Annotated in this window: 18 protein-coding genes; 10 read left to right on the top strand and 8 right to left on the bottom strand. The window is 67.1% G+C overall.

Going from position 1 to position 17,256, the window contains the following annotated elements; translation table 11 throughout:
* Positions 1-30: 30 nt before the first annotated feature.
* Complete coding sequence (locus ACO07K_RS19550) at positions 31-2,337, bottom strand: DUF6600 domain-containing protein (protein WP_422030749.1); 2,307 nt, start codon at positions 2,335-2,337, stop codon at positions 31-33.
* An 85-nt stretch (positions 2,338-2,422) separates the two neighbouring features.
* Here ACO07K_RS19550 and ACO07K_RS19545 point away from each other — a divergent pair, with 85 nt between their 5' ends.
* On the top strand, positions 2,423-3,004 hold the full coding sequence (locus tag ACO07K_RS19545; RefSeq protein ID WP_422030747.1) for a hypothetical protein: 582 nt from the start codon (positions 2,423-2,425) through the stop codon (positions 3,002-3,004).
* A gap of 190 nt (positions 3,005-3,194) precedes the next feature.
* On the opposite strand, the gene ACO07K_RS19540 is transcribed toward ACO07K_RS19545, so the two are convergent.
* Together ACO07K_RS19540 and ACO07K_RS19535 are read right to left on the bottom strand one after the other, a co-directional pair.
* On the bottom strand, positions 3,195-4,214 hold the full coding sequence (locus ACO07K_RS19540; protein ID WP_422030745.1) for an LLM class flavin-dependent oxidoreductase: 1,020 nt from the start codon (positions 4,212-4,214) through the stop codon (positions 3,195-3,197).
* A 23-nt stretch (positions 4,215-4,237) separates the two neighbouring features.
* Positions 4,238-5,086, bottom strand: coding sequence for an amino acid ABC transporter substrate-binding protein (locus ACO07K_RS19535; protein WP_422030743.1), 849 nt, complete (start codon positions 5,084-5,086; stop codon positions 4,238-4,240).
* 75 nt (positions 5,087-5,161) lie between these two features.
* Here ACO07K_RS19535 and ACO07K_RS19530 point away from each other — a divergent pair, with 75 nt between their 5' ends.
* Together ACO07K_RS19530 and ACO07K_RS19525 are read left to right on the top strand one after the other, a co-directional pair.
* Positions 5,162-5,617 carry a VOC family protein gene (locus tag ACO07K_RS19530; RefSeq protein WP_422030741.1) on the top strand — a complete coding sequence of 152 codons (456 nt, stop codon included), beginning with the start codon at positions 5,162-5,164 and terminating at the stop codon, positions 5,615-5,617.
* Between the two features lie 80 nt (positions 5,618-5,697).
* A complete protein-coding gene (locus tag ACO07K_RS19525) occupies positions 5,698-7,200 on the top strand; it encodes an aldehyde dehydrogenase family protein (RefSeq protein ID WP_298309611.1) in 1,503 nt (500 codons plus the stop codon).
* Between the two features lie 113 nt (positions 7,201-7,313).
* Here ACO07K_RS19525 and ACO07K_RS19520 read toward each other — a convergent pair whose 3' ends face one another.
* Genes ACO07K_RS19520 through ACO07K_RS19510 form a run of 3 tightly spaced genes read right to left on the bottom strand, consistent with a single transcriptional unit; the run spans position 7,314 to position 9,839 of the window.
* Positions 7,314-8,735 (bottom strand): amidase, encoded by a 1,422-nt coding sequence (locus ACO07K_RS19520; RefSeq protein ID WP_422030739.1) that lies wholly within the window; start codon positions 8,733-8,735, stop codon positions 7,314-7,316.
* The gene (locus tag ACO07K_RS19515) at positions 8,732-8,932 is read right to left on the bottom strand and encodes a hypothetical protein (protein ID WP_422030737.1); all 201 of its coding nucleotides are present in this window, start codon (positions 8,930-8,932) and stop codon (positions 8,732-8,734) included. The genes ACO07K_RS19520 and ACO07K_RS19515 overlap by 4 nt, the downstream gene beginning before the upstream one ends.
* A gap of 10 nt (positions 8,933-8,942) precedes the next feature.
* Positions 8,943-9,839 carry an acyl-CoA thioesterase gene (locus ACO07K_RS19510; RefSeq protein WP_422030735.1) on the bottom strand — a complete coding sequence of 299 codons (897 nt, stop codon included), beginning with the start codon at positions 9,837-9,839 and terminating at the stop codon, positions 8,943-8,945.
* 185 nt (positions 9,840-10,024) lie between these two features.
* On the opposite strand from ACO07K_RS19510, the gene ACO07K_RS19505 reads away from it, so the two are divergent.
* The 5 genes from ACO07K_RS19505 (at position 10,025) to ACO07K_RS19485 (ending at position 14,075) form a co-directional block, all read left to right on the top strand.
* Positions 10,025-10,324 carry an HU family DNA-binding protein gene (locus ACO07K_RS19505; RefSeq protein WP_298309615.1) on the top strand — a complete coding sequence of 100 codons (300 nt, stop codon included), beginning with the start codon at positions 10,025-10,027 and terminating at the stop codon, positions 10,322-10,324.
* Between the two features lie 157 nt (positions 10,325-10,481).
* Positions 10,482-11,270, top strand: coding sequence for a YdcF family protein (locus ACO07K_RS19500; protein ID WP_422030733.1), 789 nt, complete (start codon positions 10,482-10,484; stop codon positions 11,268-11,270).
* Positions 11,267-12,286, top strand: a complete 1,020-nt coding sequence (locus tag ACO07K_RS19495) for an ABC transporter substrate-binding protein (RefSeq protein ID WP_422030731.1) — start codon at positions 11,267-11,269, stop codon at positions 12,284-12,286. The genes ACO07K_RS19500 and ACO07K_RS19495 overlap by 4 nt, the downstream gene beginning before the upstream one ends.
* 20 nt (positions 12,287-12,306) lie before the next feature.
* Positions 12,307-13,467 (top strand): acyl-CoA dehydrogenase family protein, encoded by a 1,161-nt coding sequence (locus ACO07K_RS19490; RefSeq protein WP_422030729.1) that lies wholly within the window; start codon positions 12,307-12,309, stop codon positions 13,465-13,467.
* A gap of 59 nt (positions 13,468-13,526) precedes the next feature.
* Complete coding sequence (locus ACO07K_RS19485) at positions 13,527-14,075, top strand: hypothetical protein (RefSeq protein ID WP_422030727.1); 549 nt, start codon at positions 13,527-13,529, stop codon at positions 14,073-14,075.
* Here the strand turns inward: ACO07K_RS19485 and ACO07K_RS19480 are convergent.
* The gene (locus tag ACO07K_RS19480) at positions 14,072-14,413 is read right to left on the bottom strand and encodes a winged helix-turn-helix transcriptional regulator (protein WP_422030725.1); all 342 of its coding nucleotides are present in this window, start codon (positions 14,411-14,413) and stop codon (positions 14,072-14,074) included. The genes ACO07K_RS19485 and ACO07K_RS19480 overlap by 4 nt on opposite strands.
* A 106-nt stretch (positions 14,414-14,519) precedes the next feature.
* Here ACO07K_RS19480 and ACO07K_RS19475 point away from each other — a divergent pair, with 106 nt between their 5' ends.
* Positions 14,520-15,380, top strand: a complete 861-nt coding sequence (locus tag ACO07K_RS19475) for an NAD(P)H-binding protein (RefSeq protein WP_422030723.1) — start codon at positions 14,520-14,522, stop codon at positions 15,378-15,380.
* 55 nt (positions 15,381-15,435) lie between these two features.
* Here ACO07K_RS19475 and ACO07K_RS19470 read toward each other — a convergent pair whose 3' ends face one another.
* Positions 15,436-16,122 (bottom strand): DJ-1/PfpI family protein, encoded by a 687-nt coding sequence (locus ACO07K_RS19470; RefSeq protein ID WP_422030721.1) that lies wholly within the window; start codon positions 16,120-16,122, stop codon positions 15,436-15,438.
* A gap of 78 nt (positions 16,123-16,200) precedes the next feature.
* Between ACO07K_RS19470 and ACO07K_RS19465 the strand changes: the two genes are divergently transcribed.
* Complete coding sequence (locus ACO07K_RS19465; protein ID WP_422030719.1) at positions 16,201-17,154, top strand: GlxA family transcriptional regulator; 954 nt, start codon at positions 16,201-16,203, stop codon at positions 17,152-17,154.
* The last annotated feature ends 102 nt before the right edge of the window (positions 17,155-17,256 follow it).

Below are 17,256 nucleotides of genomic sequence, written 5' to 3'. Positions count from 1 at the left end.
GCCAAACCTCGGCTGATCAAGGAGGACGAGCTAGTCCTTGTCCTTCTTGTTGTTGTTCCGCTGAGGCTGCTGCTGCTGCTGCGGTTCAGCCTTCGGGGGCTGGGCAATCTGCTGCTGGGCGGGTGCGCGGGTCTCCCGATCCTTGGGACCCTGCTGTTGCGGCTGAGGCTGAGGCTGCTGGCGCTGCGGCTGGGCCTGCTGCGGCTGAGGTGCAGGAGCCGGGGCGGCCTGACGCGGCCCGTCCTGGCGGGGCGCCGCCTCGGGCTTCGGCGCCGGCTGCGGGGCGGCTTGGCGCGGCTCCTCTTGGCGCGGCTGGGGAGTGGCGGCGGGTGAGCGCTGAGGCGTCGCCTGTTTCGGCTCGTCCTGCTTCGGCTGGGGCGCCACGTTCGGCTTCTGCTGATCGGGAGCCGCCTGCTTGCGCTCTTCCGGGCGAGACTGCGGCTCGGCCGTCTTCTCAGAGGAGGGTGCGGCCTGCTTCGGCTCGTCCCGCTTGGTGTCGTCGCGCTTGGTGTCATCGCGCTTTGACGGGGACGGCTCGGGCGAGGCGAGTGCCGGCTTGGGCGGTGCCGGTGCGGCCTCCTTCTGCGGCTGGGCTGCCGGCGGCTTGCCCGATTCCTGCTTCCCCGGTTCGGGCTTTCCAGGCTCCTGTTTGGCCTGCTCCGGCGCCGCCTTCTCCGTCTCCTTGAGCGTCGGCGGGGCCGCACCCTGACGCGGCTGCAGGGGCGGCGTTGCCGGTTTGGCCGTCCTGGTGTCGGCCTTGTCGCCCGTCGTCGCCTTGCTGTCGGTCGAAGCAATCTTCGGACCCGGCGCGGAGGCCTTCCTGTCGGTTTCGGCGACCTTGGGCTTGGACAAGGTCTGCATGTCCGCGACGGCGGTCCTGGATGCCGCGATGTCTCCTGCCTTGGCCTTGGCATCTGCCTGGCCCTTCGGCTCGGGCGGCGACCTGTCGTCAGCCGGCTTTGCGGCCGACTTGGCACCGGCCACGGCGGCGATGGACGCGGTCGGCGCGGGCGGCGCGGAGACCGGTGCTACGGCGGCCTTCGCCATTTGATCGGCCGTGACCTTCAAGGCAGCGCGCTGCACGGGCTCCGAGCGCACGAAGGCCTGGGAGGGCACGATCGTCGCGAAACGCTGGTTGGCCAACACCGAGTTCTGGCCGGCGACGTAAGCCTCGCGGCGCTGAGCCCGTTCCCAGCGATCCTCGAGATCGCGGTCCTGGATCCGCGCGGCGCGGTTGATGCGCTGATAGTAGTCGCGATTGGTGGAATAGGGCGGGACATAGGCTTCGCGCGGCGCCAGCGGGAACCAGCCCACGGGTCCGTTCCGACCCTGGTTGCCGAGCTGCGTCGCCAGCTCGCTGCCCCCCACGAAGGCGACCAGCGCCGGCGCATAGACCGGCCGCTGCTCGCGCTGCGGCGGCACCCAGACCCAGCGGTTGTTGCTGTTGGCCCAACGCCCATAATGATACGGCGCGAAGCCCCAGGGCTGCTCGTCGATCCAGGTCCAGCCCCACGGCTTCACGTAGGACCAGTGGCCGGTGCGATAGGGGGCCCAGCCGGCCGGCGTCGAACGCGGCACCCAGACCTGGCCGTAGCTGCCATCGTTGACCCAGTCGCCATACCCGTTGAGGTCTTCGTAGCCGGTCATGCCGACGGGCAGGTCCTCCGGCTGCTGATCGTAGACCACCTGCTTGTCGCGGGCCGCCCATGAGGCGGCCGGCGCCGGCGGGGCGGCGCGCACGGTCTTGAGCTGCATCGAACTGCCGTCGCCGTAGACTTCGCCGACTTCACCGGGCCGCACGGCCAGTGTCTGGCCATTCAGGCCCTGGATCTGCGCCGCGCCGGCCCGCACGCCGAGGCGGGTCGGATCCTCCTGCGAGCCGGCCTCGACATAGTAGTCGCCCTGCTGCTGCAGCGTGATCGTGCCGCGCGGTGTCACGATCTCATAGGGCTGCGTGGCGTCCATCTGGGTGGTCGTCTTCACGTCGACCCGGCCCTGCGCCAGTTGCAGGCGAACCTGCCTGTCGTCGATCTGCGTCATATCGAGCTCGGTGGATCCGTCCATGCGGATGCGCGTGCCGGCAAGCGACACTTCGCTGCGGGAATTGGGCTCGGTCCAGATTGCGTCGCCGGTCGTCAGGGGCGTGTTGACGATGGCCTTGCTCCAGCCATTCTCCTCGTCATCGTGGAACGAGACCGTGCCGTCCACAAAGGCAAGACGGCCCACGCGGCCCGGCGGGTCGTTCTGCGTCTGCGCGAAGACGGTGCAGGTGATCAGGGAAGCTCCGACGACGCCGGCCAGAAGCTTCATCGTCGTGCGACCAAATGCTTCGCCCATACGGGACCTCCTGCTAGGCTAGGTCTCGTGAACGCCCAGCCGGTATCCCGGTTGCGCACCTCGAGAGAAACACAGGGGAGAGAAGATGAGCGTCGCCGACCCGCACCGCGTCGTCCTGACCGGCGAGAACCCGTTCCTTCGCCTCAGCGAGAAGGACGGCGATCCCAATTCCACCGATGCCAGCTACTGGCGAATCCTGTTCTGCCCGGCCGGACCGGGACATGTGCTCTACCTGAAGAGCGAGCTGACGCATGGCCACTGGCGCATCTATTCCGACAACATCGCCATGGCGCGCTGGCTGCAGCAGACCGTGCAGGGGATGCTCAATCCCGAGCTGAAGGACCTGTCGATCCCGGTCATCGATGCCGACTTCAGCAAGTCGGGCGACCCGCGCTACTTCTGGACCGAGTATGTCTCGGCGGCCGATGCCGAGATCGCGCTCACCTGGCACGATATCGGTGACCCACTGCTGATCCATACCGAGCCCAACCAGGAACCGAACCCGCGCCCCTACGGCGTCTGCACCGTGTTGGTCCCGGCGCTGTCCGGCCGCCTGACGCTGAATGGCCAGCAGGCCCGCGGCAAGGCCTGGCCACGCGAGCGCGAAGGACGCCCCTTCAGCACCTCGGCGCTGGCGTTCTCAGAGAGCTGGACTGAAATGCGGTAGAGTCCTTCAAGGACGTTCTACCTACCGGTATCAACCTCATGCTGAGGATCATTCCGCAGGAGCGCGTCTCGAAGCATGGGCACGAGCACCCTGCCTGTTGCCCATCCTTCGAGACGGCCCTGAGTTCACCCCGAGGTACTCGAGGGGGGCCTCCTCAGGATGAGGTCTTGTGGTCTGAATGAACTGTCACCTACAGCGCGAAGCCGTAGGCCTTGGCGAGTTCGGTGTAGCTGTCGCGGCGGACCTGCTCGTCGTGGGTCCAGGTGACGACGGCCATCTCGTCGACGCCGACGCGGTCCTTCAATTCGGTGATGCGTGCCGCCACTTCGGGGCCGGTGCCGACGAAGGAGTCCTTGCGGAACTGTTCCATCTTCGCCGCTTCGTAGGCGGTGACCGGCGCCTGGGCGGCCTCGTCGGGCGGCAGCAGCGGGCCTAGGATGTTCTTGTCGCGGTTGATGCGGCTCAGTGCCCGCGACGTGAAATGGTACTGCGCCTTCTCCATCGTGTCGGCGGCCAGTGCCCACACGCAGAGGGCGGAATGGGGCTCGGGGTGGCGCGCGCTGGGGCGGTAGTTCTTCTTGTAGAGATCGATGGCACGTTCGCCGCCGGCGCCGTCGCTGAAGAACCAGGCATAGCAGTAGGGCAGGCCGAACAGCGCCGCGACCTGGGCACCGTAGTCGGAGCTGCCCAGGATCCAGACCTCGGGCGCGGTCGCGCTCTGGGGAAAGGCCTTCACCGTCGCGAACGGATGGCGCTCGACCAGAGGCTCGTTGTGGACCCAGGCGATCAGGTCGCGCACGTCGGCAGGAAAATGTTCGGGCCGTTCGTTGGCCGCGGGATTGAGCGCGAAGGCGGTACGCCCGTCCGAGCCCGGCGCGCGACCGAGGCCCATGTCGATGCGGCCCGGCGCCAGGGCGTCGAGCACGCGGAAGACCTCGGCCACCTTGAACGGCGAATAATGCGGCAGCATGATCCCGGCGCTGCCGATGCGGATCCGCTCGGTCGTCGCCGCGATCGCCGCCATCACGATCTCGGGCGCGGTGCCGACGATGGTCGGGTGATTGTGATGCTCCGATACCCAGAAGCGCTCGTAGCCCAGCGCCTCGCAGTGCTGGGCCAGCGATACGGTGTTTCGGATGGACAGGTCCTGCGGCCGGCCTGAGACGGCGATCGACTGGTCGAGGACGGAAAGGCGGAAGGGGCGCGACATGGGAGGGAGATGGGCCCTGCGGCTCACTCCGGCAAGGTCGCGATCATATAGAGCGTCTGCAGTTGCTGCGTCGGCCGCGCATTCTTGCCGAACACGTCGCTGAAGATCGTGGCGATCTGGCCCGACCGGTAGATGTGGCTGAGCGCCCGGTCGACCGCGAGGCGCAAGGGGCCTTCGCCGAGCTTCATCGCCAGGGCGAAGGGCTCGAGGCTGAGATAGGTGTTCGCCAGCAGGATCTTGGCCGCGTCCTTGTGGTCCTTGATCATCGCCGTGAGCATCGCGCCGCCGGCGAAGTAGGCGGCGATCTCGCCCTTCTCCAGGGCCGTCATGGCCGCCGTGAAGTCGGTGAAGGGGACGATGGTGGCTTTGACCTGGAGCGAGGCCAGCGCCTTGCGCAGCTCTTCTTCCGTCAGGGTGCCCGCAACCGCGCCGACCTTCTTGCCGGCGAGTTCCTGCATATCGCGCGGCCCGTCGTTGCGGATGGCGAAGCTCGTGCCGTCGACGAAGGTGGTGATCGAGAAGTCGACCACGGCGCGGCGGTCGAGCGTCTCGGTGAGCGAGTCGCAGAGCAGGTCGATCTTGCCCTGCTTGATCATGTCGAGGCGGTTCTCGGTCGTGACGGGCACGAATTCGACCTTGAGGCCGGGCAGCTTGAGCTGCTGGGCGATGTCCTTGGCGACCGACTCGCAGAGCTGGACCATGAAGCCGGCGGGCTGGCCGTTGGGCCCCTTGTAGGCGAAGGGATGGGCGTTCTCGCGGAAGCCGCCGCGGAGGACGCCATTCTTGGCGATATCGTCCAGGGTGCCCGCCCAGGCGCTGCCGGCGGCCAGGAAGCCCAGGGTCGCGGCCAGGCCGCTCAGGAATCGCTTCATCTCGTTCCTCTTCGAATGACGGCGAAACAATCCGATATTCGGCCCGTTGTGACCACTGGAATTCCGGAGGACGCCATGGCCCGTTCCAAGATGTCTGCTCCCGTCTCCCGTGTCGTGGGCATCGACCATATCTCCATCAGGGTCAGAGACTACGAGAAGTCGAAAGCCTTCTATGGCGGGTTGTTCGCGTTCCTGGGCTTCGAGATTTCCGACGAGTATCCGTCGACCATCGGCTGGACCAACGGCAAGACCCGCTTCTGGATTGCGCCGGCCGAGGGACGAAAGACGTATCGCATCGGCGATGTCGGCTTCCATCATTATGCATTCCAGCTGCGCAGCCGGCGCGACGTCGACGCGCTGCAGACCTACCTGGAAGGGCAGGGCGTGCGCATCGTCGATCCGGCTGCCGAGTATTACGAGGACTACTATGCCGTCTTCTTCCTCGATCCCGACGGGCTGAAGCTGGAAGGCATGAAGTACGGCGAGCTGACCGCGAAGCGAAAGCGTAAACCCTCCCGCACGAAGGGATAGGAACGGGTCCGTTCTGCTTGTAGCGACGCCTCCTGCGGGCCAAACTCCGGCCCGATTTTCTGGACCCCGGAGGACCGCCAATGTCGACCGCCACTGCCGAAATGAAGACCCAGGCCCAGCCGGCCAATACCTACAAGCCCAAGGGCATGCTGATCGGCGGCAAGTGGGTGGAAAGCGCCTCGGGAGCCCGCATCACCATCGAGAATCCCGGCAAGCGCACGGCGGTCGCCGAGGTGCCGCGCGCGGCCGAAGCCGATGTGAACGCCGCCGTCGAGGCGGCCGAGAAGGCCTTCCCCGCCTGGAAGAACGTCGTGCCGCGCGAGCGCGGCAAGATCCTGCTCAAGATCGCCGAGGTGCTCGAGGCGCGCAGCGAAGAGATGGCGCGCACCATCGCACTCGAAACCGGCAACGCGCTGCGCACCCAGGCGCGCGGCGAGGCCAAGCTGGCGGCCGATATCTTCCGCTATTTCGGCGGGCTGGGCTCGGAGCTCAAGGGCGAGACCGTGCCGCTCGGCGAGCATGTGCTTTCCTACACGCGGCGCGAGCCGATCGGCATCGTCGGCGCCATCATCCCGTGGAACGCGCCGGTCATGCTGGGCGCGCTCAAGATCGCGCCGGCTCTGTGCGCCGGCAACGTGCTGGTGATGAAGGCGGCCGAGGACGCGCCGATGGCGGTGCTGCTGATGGCCGACATCTGCCAGGAATTCCTGCCGCCCGGCGTGCTGAACGTGCTGACCGGCTACGGTCAGGAGTGCGGCGGCCCGCTGGCCAACCACCCGAAGATCCGCAAGCTTTCCTTCACCGGCTCGACCGAGGTCGGCAAGGTGATCATGCGCGCCGCGGCCGAGCGTATCGTGCCGGTGTCGCTCGAACTGGGCGGCAAGAGCCCCTCGATCGTCTATCCGGATGCCGACGAGGATTGGGCGGTCGACGGCATCATCAACGCCATGCGCTTCACCCGCCAGAGCCAGAGCTGCACGGCCGGCTCGCGCATGTTCCTGCATGAGGACATCTTCGACAGCTTCCTCGCGAAGCTCGAGAAGAAGACCACGGCGCTGAAGATCGGCGATCCGCTCGACGAGGCGAGCGACATCGGCACCATCATCAACAACAAGCAGTACAGCAAGGTCTGCAAGTACGTGGAGGACGGGCTGGCCCGCTCCGACGCCAAGCTGGTGTTCGGTGGCCTGCCGCCCAAGACCGGCCCGCTGAGCGAAGGCTACTTCACCATGCCGACCGTGTTCGCCGACCGCTCGAACGACTGGCGTCTCGCCCGCGAGGAAATCTTCGGGCCGGTGCTGGTGGCGATCCGCTGGAGCGACGAGGCGGAGGCGATCCGCATGGCCAACGACAGCCACTACGGTCTCGCGGCCTATGTCTGGACGCACGATATCGGCAAGGGCCTGCGCGCCGCGCACGCGATCGAATCGGGTTGGGTGCAGGTCAACCAGGGTGGCGGACAGACGCCGGGCATGTCCTACGGCGGCTACAAGCAGAGCGGTCTCGGCCGCGAATTCTCGCTCGAGGGCATGCTCGACAGCTTCACGCAACGCAAGAGCGTGACGGTCAACCTCGCGGTCTGACGGTTTGAGTAAAGGTCCCTCGCTACGCTCGGGATGACATTATTGGGAGAGTTGGCGCAGTGCGTCGCTCCCAGAAGAATTGTCATCCCGAGCGTTAGCGAGGGACCTTTCTCTTATTGCGGCACGCGCTTGTGAAAGTCGGTCGCGCCCTGATAGGAGTGACCGATCCGGTAGAGCATCGCCTCGTCGAACGGCCGGCCGACGAGCTGCAGTCCGATCGGCGCTCCGTTCGAGTCGAAGCCGCACGGCACTGACAGCGCGGGAATGCCCAGCGTGTTGAACGGACGGGTGAGGCCGGTGAAGCCCGCCACCATCTTCAGCACCGCCGGACCGCCCTTGGTCTCCGTATCCGTTTCCTCGATCGTGGGGAGAGGGAAGGGGATCGCCGGCAGCAGCACGGCATCGACTCCGTCCATGGCCGTCGACAGGAACTCCGCCACGAAGTGAGCGCGCAGCCGTAGCGCGTCGATGTATTGCGTCGCCGGTATGAAGAACCCGGCCTCCATGCGCGTGCGCACCTGGTTGGCGTAGAGCTCCGGTGTCTTCTCCATCCACGGCCGGTGCATGGCGGCCGCCTCGCATTTCACCATCACTTCGGCCGCGCGATAGAGCGCGGTGAAGTCGGGCAGGGTGACGGCCGAGACCTTCGCGCCGAGTCGGCCCAACGCATCGGCGGCGGCCTGGACTGCGGCGCCGATCTGCGGGTCCAGCGGCGCAAGCCCTTCCTTCGGCAAAGCAAGCCCGATGCGCAGCCCGGCGACGCCGCCGTCGAGCAGCGCTTCGTAGTCGGGCACCGGCTTTTCGCTGGTCGTCGAATCGTCTGGATCGTGGCCGGCGATGACCGAAAGCATGCGGGCATTGTCGCGCACCGTACGGGTCAACGGCCCGACATGGTCGAGACTCCACGAACGCGCGACGGCGCCGGCGCGGCTCACGCGACCATAGGTGGCCTTCATGCCGACGACGCCGCATGCGGCCGCCGGCAGGCGAATCGAACCGCCCGTATCGGAACCCAGGGCGCCATAGACCATGCGTGCCGCCACCGAGGCGCCTGAGCCGCTGGAACTGCCGCCGGTCACGCGGCTCGCATCCCAGGGGTTGCGACAATGGCCGTGATGGACGTTGTGGCCGGTCGGGCCGGCGGCAAACTCCGCCATGTTGAGGAAACCCAGCTCGACCACGCCCGCCGCATCGAGCTTGCCCAGCACCGTCGCCGTCACCGGCGCCGTCCAGTCGCGACGAATCGCGCTGCCGCCGGTCGAGAGCTCACCCTTGCGGTAGTACATGTCCTTGTGCGCCATCGGCACGCCATGCAGCGGCCCGCGGCTCCTGCCGGCCGCAAGTTCGGCGTCCATCGCCTTCGCCTGGGCCAGCGCCTTTTCCCGGTAGACCCGCAGGAAGGCGTTGGTGCGCGGCTGCCACGCTTCGATGCGGGCGAGGCAGGCTTCGGTCGCTTCCACCGAGGTGATGCGCCGTGCCGCGATCGCGTCGGCGATCGCCGTGAGATCCTCGAGCGCGAGATCGTCGTTTCTCACGGGCGTGATGCCTTGGCCAGGACGCTGGCGAACGCGGCCGGATCGTCGTCGAAGGTGAGTCGCTGGGCGGCGGCCTTGCGCACGGCATCGTTCAGGATTTCGACCTCGGCGGCCAGCTCGGCCAGCCGCTTGTCGTCGTAGGTCATGCCCTGGAGGCCGGCGGCGATGCCGGCGGCCGTCTTCGTCTTCTCGTCCATCACCGTCACCTCAGAGCTTGAGCCGGCACGCTTCCAGCCGGGCGCGATCCTCGGGCGTGAAGCTCATGATCTTGCGAACCTTCTGATCGAACTTCATGCCCACCGCCTCGGCACAAGCAGCAAGCGTGCCGCTCTCCGCCTCGAACAGGAAGTGCGTGAAGACGACGACCTTGTCGGAGAAGCTCGCCAGTCCGCTCATCACCACGGCGAGGTCTCCGGCCTGCAACGGCCGGCGATAATGGTTCAGCATCTCGACGACGACCGAGCCTTCCTGGCGCTCCTGCATGGCGGCGCGGTCGAAGCCCAGATGGTTCCACAGGACCGGCGCGCCGTCGGAATAGCGGCCGAACTGGTGACGCGGCAGGAACTCACCACGCTCGTCGCATTCGTCCGGCGTGATCTGGGTGCGGCCGACTTCGATCAGCCCCACCGACGGTGCCTCGGCGAGCGTCAGGTCGGGCAGCGACAGCTTGCCGACGCTGCGCGGCCTCGCGGCTTCGGGCAAGGCGATGCACGCCGCCTCGGCACGGGCGCGGAACGCGGCGGGCCATGCACGCTCGCAGACGATGCGGCGTCGAATGGTGGCCGCGACCTCGCCCTTCGCAGGGTTGCGCACCTCGTGATAGGCGACCATCTCGCGCTCGCCGACCTCGACCGGCGCCGAGTGGACCTCGACCGGTTCGACGACACGGAACTCGCGCACGTAGCGGACATGGTCGTCGACTGCGCGCGTCACGACCCCGGCCGCACGCTGGGCGCGCGGTCCGAAGCCCAGCTTCGCCAGCAGGTTGGCGGAGGCCTCATGGGCGAACTCGGTGTAGAACTGCACGTTCAGATGGTCGTTCTCGTCGCACTGCCAGGTATTCACGGCGGTGCTGAAAGTCGGGATCAGGGCGGGACTCGACACGCTATTCGCTCTCTGCAATCTGTGGATGACTGCCTCTGATGGCCCAAAAAGCCCCAAAAATCGACATTTTCCGTGCATTCCGCACTTGCGGGGGATCGATTCGTGGATAACCTTGGCGCCGTCAACGGGATCCTGGGGCGTCAGGAGACGTTGGCGAAACCAAAAAATGTAAGGACCCCCTCAACATGGCTACCAAACCCACCACCGTTCCCACCATTCCCCTTTCGAAGGTCGCCGCCGAGCTGGCCGAGAAGACGGGCATGACGAAGAAGGACGCGAGCGGCGCTCTCGACGAGTTCGTCGGCTTGGTCGTTCGTCATCTCAAGAAGGGTGCCAAGGTCCGCATCACCGGTCTCGGCATTCTGCAGGTCCGCGCCCGTCCGGCGCGCATGGGCCGCAACCCGGCCACCGGCGAGGCGATCAAGATCAAGGCGTCGAAGAAGGTCGCTTTCCGCGTCGCCAAGGATCTCAAGGACGCGATCTAACGCCTCCCTGTTTTAAGATTGGGCGGGTTCCGGCGTAGGCCGGGCCCGCCCTTCTTTTTGCGCAAAGCGGTCCCTCATCGCAGGGCGATCAGGGCGCTCGTTTGAGCGAGCCTGTCGCGCGTTGTTCTAGTATAGCCGGAGCGCGACGCGAGCCGGCATGAACACATTCATCCTCCTGAAGATCCTTGCCACCCTGATGGTGCCGCCGGCTTCGCTGGCCGTCGGTGTCGTGCTGTGGCTCTCGATCCGCATGATGGGCTGGCGCCGGCTCGCTGCCACGGTTCTTGGCCTTTCGATTTTCCAGACGCTCGTCCTGTCCTTTCCGCCGGTATCGGGAATGCTGGTGGGCCTGCTCGAAGCCAAAGCGCGCAGTCTCACGGCCGACAGCCCGCGCTGCTGCTATGAGGCGATCGTCGTGCTGGGCGGAGGCATCGCGCCCGCCGCGCCGCCGCACACCACCGAACCCGAGCTGACGGAGGGATCCGATCGCATCTGGCAGGCCGCGCGCCTCTATCGTGCGGGGTCGGCACCCAAGATCATCGTGAGCGGCGGCTCGTTCATCGAACGGCAGGGCGGGCCGGCCACCACCGAGGCCGAGGCGATGCGGCGCTTCCTGCTCGACCTCGGCGTTCCCGACGAGGCGATCGTTTCCGAAGGCAAGGCGCTCAACACGATCGAGAACATCGCCAATGTACGGGACATGGTGAAGGGCGGGCGCGTCGCGATCGTCACCTCGGCCTATCACGTGCCCCGCGCGGCGAAACTCGCGTCGAAGGGCGGTCTCGATTTTGCGATGGTCGGCGTCGACTGGAGTCCGCCGGACGTGGCGACGCCGTGGTGGGAGCGCTGGCTGCCTTCCGTCCTGGCCCTGAACTATTCAAACCGGGCGCTGAGGGAGCTGGTCGCGCTCGCCTTCGACCGCCGCGGGGAGAGCCTCGCCCGATGACCGCGTACCGTCTCGATCGCCGGGCCGCCCTTGGCTTGGCCGCCGGCAGCTTGCTCGCACCGCTCGCCCGGCCCGCCCGCGCGCAGTCGTTGGACAGGCTGGTCTTCCAGACCGACTGGCGCGCCCAGGCCGAGCATGGCGGCTACTATCAGGCGCTGGCGGCGGGTCTCTATCGAAAGGCCGGGATCGACTGCGAGATCCGCCAGGGCGGGCCCAGTCTCAACATCGGCCAACTGCTGCTGACGGGCCGTGTCGACATGACCATGTCGAACAGTTTCGAGGCCTTCACCTATGTGCGAGAGAACGCGCCCTTCTTCACCATCGCCTCGATCTTCCAGAAGGATCCGCAGGTCCTGATCGGCCATCCCGACACCGGGTTCGACGGCTTCGAGGATCTGAAGGGGCGCACCCTGCTGATCGGGAACGGCGGACGCGTCACCTACTGGCCCTATCTCCGCAGGAAGTTCGGGCTGCGCGACGACCAGCTCAGGCCCTATACCTTCAACATGGCGCCGTTCCTCGCCGACAGGAACGTCGTGCAGCAGGGCTTCATTTCCTCGGAGCCCTATTCGATCTCGAAGGCCATCGGCCGCCTGCCGCCCTATCTGCTGATCGCCGATGCGGGTTTCAGTGCCTACCAGACCACCATCGCCATCTCGCGCAAGCTGGCGACCGGGAAGCGCGACGTGATCCAGCGCTTCGTCGATGCCACGCTCCAGGGCTGGGCGCAGTATCTCGAGGGCGGGCCGGGAATCGAGGCGGCCAATGCGCTGATCAAGAGGGCCAATCCGGAACAGACGGATGATCGTATCGAGTATGCGATCAAGGTGATGAACGAACGCGGAATCGTGATGTCGGGGGATGCACTGCAGGGCGGAATCGGCGCCATGACGGATGCGCGCTGGCGGGGGTTCTATCAGTCGATGATCGACGTCGACGTGTTGCCGGAAGGGCTGGACGTGGCCCGGGCCTACACGCTCGACTTCGTGAACAAGGGTATCGGAAGACCGACATAGTCGAATCAGGAGGAACTGCGATGTACCAGGTCAACGAAGAACATCAGATGCTGCGCGATCTCGTGAAGAAGTTCGTGCGCAACGAGCTGATGCCGCTCGAGAAGAACGTGCTGGAGCGTTTCGCCACGGGCCAGCAGGCATCGCTGTCCGACGAAGAGAACGCCAAGCTCTTCAAGCAGTGCAAGGATCTCGGCCTGTGGGCGCTCGACGTGCCGGAGGAAGTGGGCGGCGCCAACCTGCCGTCCGTGGCGCTGGTCGGCGTCAACGAGGAGCTGGGCTACACCTGCGTGCCCTTCACCTTCCCGCCCGACTCCCCCAATCTCCACATGCTGCTCGCGACCGCGAGCCCCGAGCAGCGCAAGAAGTACCTCGAGCCCTACGCCGCCGGCGAGACCAGCTCGGCGATCGCCATTTCCGAGCCGGGCGCGGGCGGCGACCCGGCCGGCATGAAGACGCGGGCGGTGAAGGACGGCAACGACTGGGTGATCAACGGTCGCAAGATCTGGATCAGCCGCATCGCCAAGGCCGACTTCACCATCGCCATGGCGGTGACCGATCCCAACCTCGGCGCGCGCGGCGGCATCACCGCCTTCCTGATCGACAAGGGCACGCCCGGTCTCGTCGTGGCGCGTGCCATCCCGATGCTGGCCGGCCAGCGGACCTACGAGGTCGTGTTCGAGGATTGCCGCGTGCCGGAGACACAGGTGCTGGGCCGCATCGGTGCGGGCTTTGCGCCCATGCAGATGCGCCTCACGATCCGCCGCCTGCAGATGGGCTCGTGGTGTGTCGGCATGGCGCAGCGCGCGCTCGACATGCTGGTCGAGCATGCCAACCAGCGCGTGACCTTCGGTGAGAAGCTCGCCGACCGCCAGGCCATCCAGTGGTGGGTGGCCGACGCCGCGATGAAGCTGCATGCCTGCCGCTTGATGGTGATGGATGCCGCGGTGAAGCAGGACGAGGGCCGCGACGTGCGCATGGAGGCCTCGATGATCAAGGTCTATGCGACCGAGATGGCCAGCGAGGTGATCGATCATGCCCAGCAGGCGTTCGGCGCCATGGGCGTGACGCAGGAACTGCCGCTGTCCATCATGGCGCAGAAGGTCCGCACCATGCGCGTCTATGAAGGCCCGTCGGAAGTGCATCGCATGGTCATCGCCCGCCGCATCTTCGGCGGCCGTTGACAGGAAGCGGCAGGCAGGCGGATCATTTCCGCCTGCCATTGGATCGAGGGAGCCGCCGCATGACTTACACACTCGATACGTTCGTGAAGGACGCGCAGGCTGCGCTCAAGACGCATGAGGGTCCTGCCGGTCGTGAGCAGGTTCGGCTGCTCCTGGAGAAGCTGCTCGCGAACCCGTCCTTCGTCGACGAGGCGGTGGGACCTGCCGCGCCGATCGGCACCCGCAAGCTCCATGAGGACAAGGACCTCGGATTCGTCGTGCTGGCGCACTGCAATCCCAAGCCGCACAAGAGCCCGCCGCACGATCATGGCGCCTCGTGGGCCGTCTATGGCCAGGCGGTGAAATACACCGACATGAGCGAGTACAAGCGTGTCGATGGCGGCACCGACGCGGGCGACGCCAAGCTCGAGCAGGTGAAGGCCTATCGCCTCGAGCCTGGCCATGCCGGCGTCTACGATGTCGGGGCGATCCACGCGATCGATTATCCCGATGGCAGCCGCTTCGTGCGCGTCACGGGCCGCGATCTCGACTATGTACGCCGTCTCAAGTTCGACATGGCGGCCGGCAAGGCCATCCCCATCGAAAGCGCGACGGCCGGCGCCAACTAGCGCGCCTCGACTCGTCCGGGCTTGCGCGGACGATTCGCATCGCCCCATTGCTCCATCGCATCGAGGAGGGGGCCGAGGCTCTGGCCCTTCTTCGTGAACGAATACTCGACGTGTGGCGGCACGGTGTCGTGCACCTTGCGCGATACGATTCCGTGCTGCTCCAGCGCGCGCAGCTGCAGGGTCAGCATGCGCTGCGTGATGCCCGGAACGAGACGGCGCAGTTCGTTGAAGCGTCGCGGCCGGTCCTTCAGATGGTACAGGATCGTAGGCTTCCAGCGTCCGCCGATCACTTCGACCGTCGCCGTAACGGGGCACCAGGGAGCCTTGGTCTCGGCCATCGCGCGCGCCTCCAAATCCATGACTGATACCTAGTATAAAAAATGTGCGTACTTATGGAAAGTGTACCGGAATGTTAGGTGCGGCCTCACAACCTTGGAGGTCGCAATGTTCGTCATCATGGGAGTCACCGGCCGGGTCGGTGGTGCAGCGCTCGAAGCCCTGAAGCAACGGGGCATCCCCTTACGCGCGGTGGCCCGCGATCCAGTGCGCGCGCAAGGGCTCGGCGTCGAGACCCGGCGCGGCGACGCGTCGGACGCGGAGAGCCTCGCCGCGGCCTTCGCGGGCGCTGAGGCCGCCTTCGTGATGCTGGTCCCGCCGTACCAGGCTCGGGACGTGCTGGCCGAATCGCGGGTCATGGCAAGTTCGATCGCCGCCGCAGTGCGAGCGGCAGGGGTGCCGCACGTCGTGGCGCTCTCGTCGGTCGGCGCGCATCTCAGCGAGGGCAACGGCGTCGTGCAGGTGCTGCATGACTTCGAAGCGGCCCTTGCCGACGCGGCGCCCTCCCTGGTGTTCCTGCGGCCGGGCGAATTCCTGGAGAACTGGGCAGGCATGCTGCCGGCGGCGCGCCAAGCGGGCGTGCTGCCCTCAGGCAAGGCCGCGCTCGACATGCGCCACGAGGCCGTGTCGGCGCTGGATGTCGGCCGCGTCGCAGCCGACCTGCTGCTGGATCCGCGGGCGGGGACGCGCATCGTCGATCTCGCGGGGCCGGCGCCCTGTTCGGCGCTCGATGCGGCGGCGGTCCTGTCGCGTCTGCTGGGCAAACCGGTGACTGCGGTGCCGTCGTCGCGCGAACAGTCGGTGGCCGCGTTGGTGGCCGCGGGCCTCGGCGCCGACTATGCGGCGAAGCTCGCGGATCTCGATGAGGCGATCAATGCCGGACGCCTGGACTTTCCGGCGGGCGGCGACCTGCGTCGGGGCACGGTGACGCTCGACGCCGTGCTGCAGCGTCTCGTGGCCGGCGGCTGATGCCCGACCAGACGGGGCGGTGGACGGCCGCCGCCCTGTTCATCGCGCCCCCGCGTTAGGCGAGTCGCGCGGCGGCGGCGTGGTTCGCCTCCTCGCGCTTCTGCAGCATGGCGTGGATGCGCTCCTTCAGCCGCTGCACGCGCTCGGGCCCGGCCTTCTCGGGGCTGCCGGAATCGAAGGGCGGCTGCGGATCGTACTCGAGCGTGAGCTGGATCGACTTGGCGACTTCCTCGCCGGCCAGTTCGGCCACCAGGGTGAGACCGAAATCGATACCGGCGGTGACGCCGCCGCCCGAGATGCGATTGCGGTCGCGCACGACGCGCTCGGCGACGGGGATGGCGCCGAAGGCCGGAAGGAATTCGCGTGAGGTCCAGTGGCAGGCGGACTTGTAGCCCTTGAGCAGGCCCGCGGCGCCGAGCACCAGCGAGCCGGTGCAGACCGACGTGACGTAGCGCGCGGCCTCGGCCTGCTTGCGCAGGAAAGAGAGTGTCTCCTCGTCGGTCATGAGCGCGACCTGTCCGCCGCCGCCCGGCACGCAGATCACGTCGAGCTGCGGGCAGTCGGCGAAGGTGGTCGTCGGCACGATCGAGAAGCCGGAGTCGGTCCGCACGGGATCGAGCGTCTTCCAGATCATGTGAAGCTTGGCGTTGGGCACGCGGCACAGGACCTGGGCGGGGCCGGTCGCGTCGAGCTGGGTGACGTCGGGAAAGAGCAGGATGCCGATGTGAACCGTGTCTGCCATGAAATGTCTCCTCTGTTGGCCTGACCCTACGCAATCCCGTCTCTGGCAGAAATGACAAATATATAGTAATTTCTGCCAATGCCAAAAGCGCACCGGATCGCCATCCTCGCCTATGAGGGCTGCCAGCTCCTCGATGTCACCGGCCCCGCCGCCGTGTTCGGCGCGGCCAACGAGGGTCGCGACCGGCCAGTCTACGACGTGCAGATCGTGTCGCCCGACGGCGGCGCCGTGGCCTCGAACTGCGGCGTCGCGCTGATGAGTCGCCGCATCGGTGGGCGTTACGACACGCTGCTGGTGGCCGGCGGCTCGCGCGGCCTCAAGACCGTCATGGCGCGCGAGGATGTGCGGCGCTGGTTGCGCAAGGCCGCGCCGCAGACAACGCGTTTCGGGTCGGTCTGCACCGGCGCCTTCGTGCTGGCGGCCGCCGGACTGCTCGACGGCAGGCGCGTGGCCACCCACTGGGCGAGCTGCCAGCGACTGGCCGAGAAGTTCCCGGCGCTGACCGTTGATGCCGATGCGCTGTACGTCGTCGATGGCAAGGTCTGGACCTCCGCCGGCGTGACGACCGGCATCGACATGGCGCTGGCGCTGGTCGAGGCCGATCTCGGCGCGGCGACGGCCAACCTGATCGCGCGGCACTTCGTGCTCTATGCGCGCAGGCCGGGCTACCAGTCGCAGTTCAGCCCGCTGTTGCAGGTGCAGACCGAGGCCGATGCGCCCTTCGCCCGGCTGATCGAGTGGATGCAGGCCCATCTCGACGAACCGCTCGACGTGCCGGCCCTGGCCGCTCGTGCGGGCCTCTCGGAGCGCAGCTTCCATCGCAAGTTCGTCGAGGCAACGGGCAAGACGCCGGCGCACTTCGTCGAAGGGCTTCGGCTCGACGCGGCGCGCACCCTGCTGGCCAAGGGGCTGCCGCTCAAGACGATCGCGGGCCGGGTGGGCCTGCGCTCCTCGGCGCGGCTCGGCCAGGCCTTCGAGCGCCGCTTCGGCATGGCGCCGTCGCTGTTCCGCGAGATGCATGCGACGGCCTAGCTTGTCCGAGCCTCCACGGTGGTGTCTGTTGCCTATCGTCGCGCCTTCTTAACAAACGGAAACAACTCGGCCCGTGACCCCGTCGCGCGATATGGGGGAAAA

It is taken from the genome of Reyranella sp. (genome assembly GCF_965228225.1).
GTDB lineage: Bacteria > Pseudomonadota > Alphaproteobacteria > Reyranellales > Reyranellaceae > Reyranella.
The sequence above is the reverse complement of the archived record's forward strand: the minus strand, read 5'-3'. Positions and strand labels throughout refer to the sequence as shown.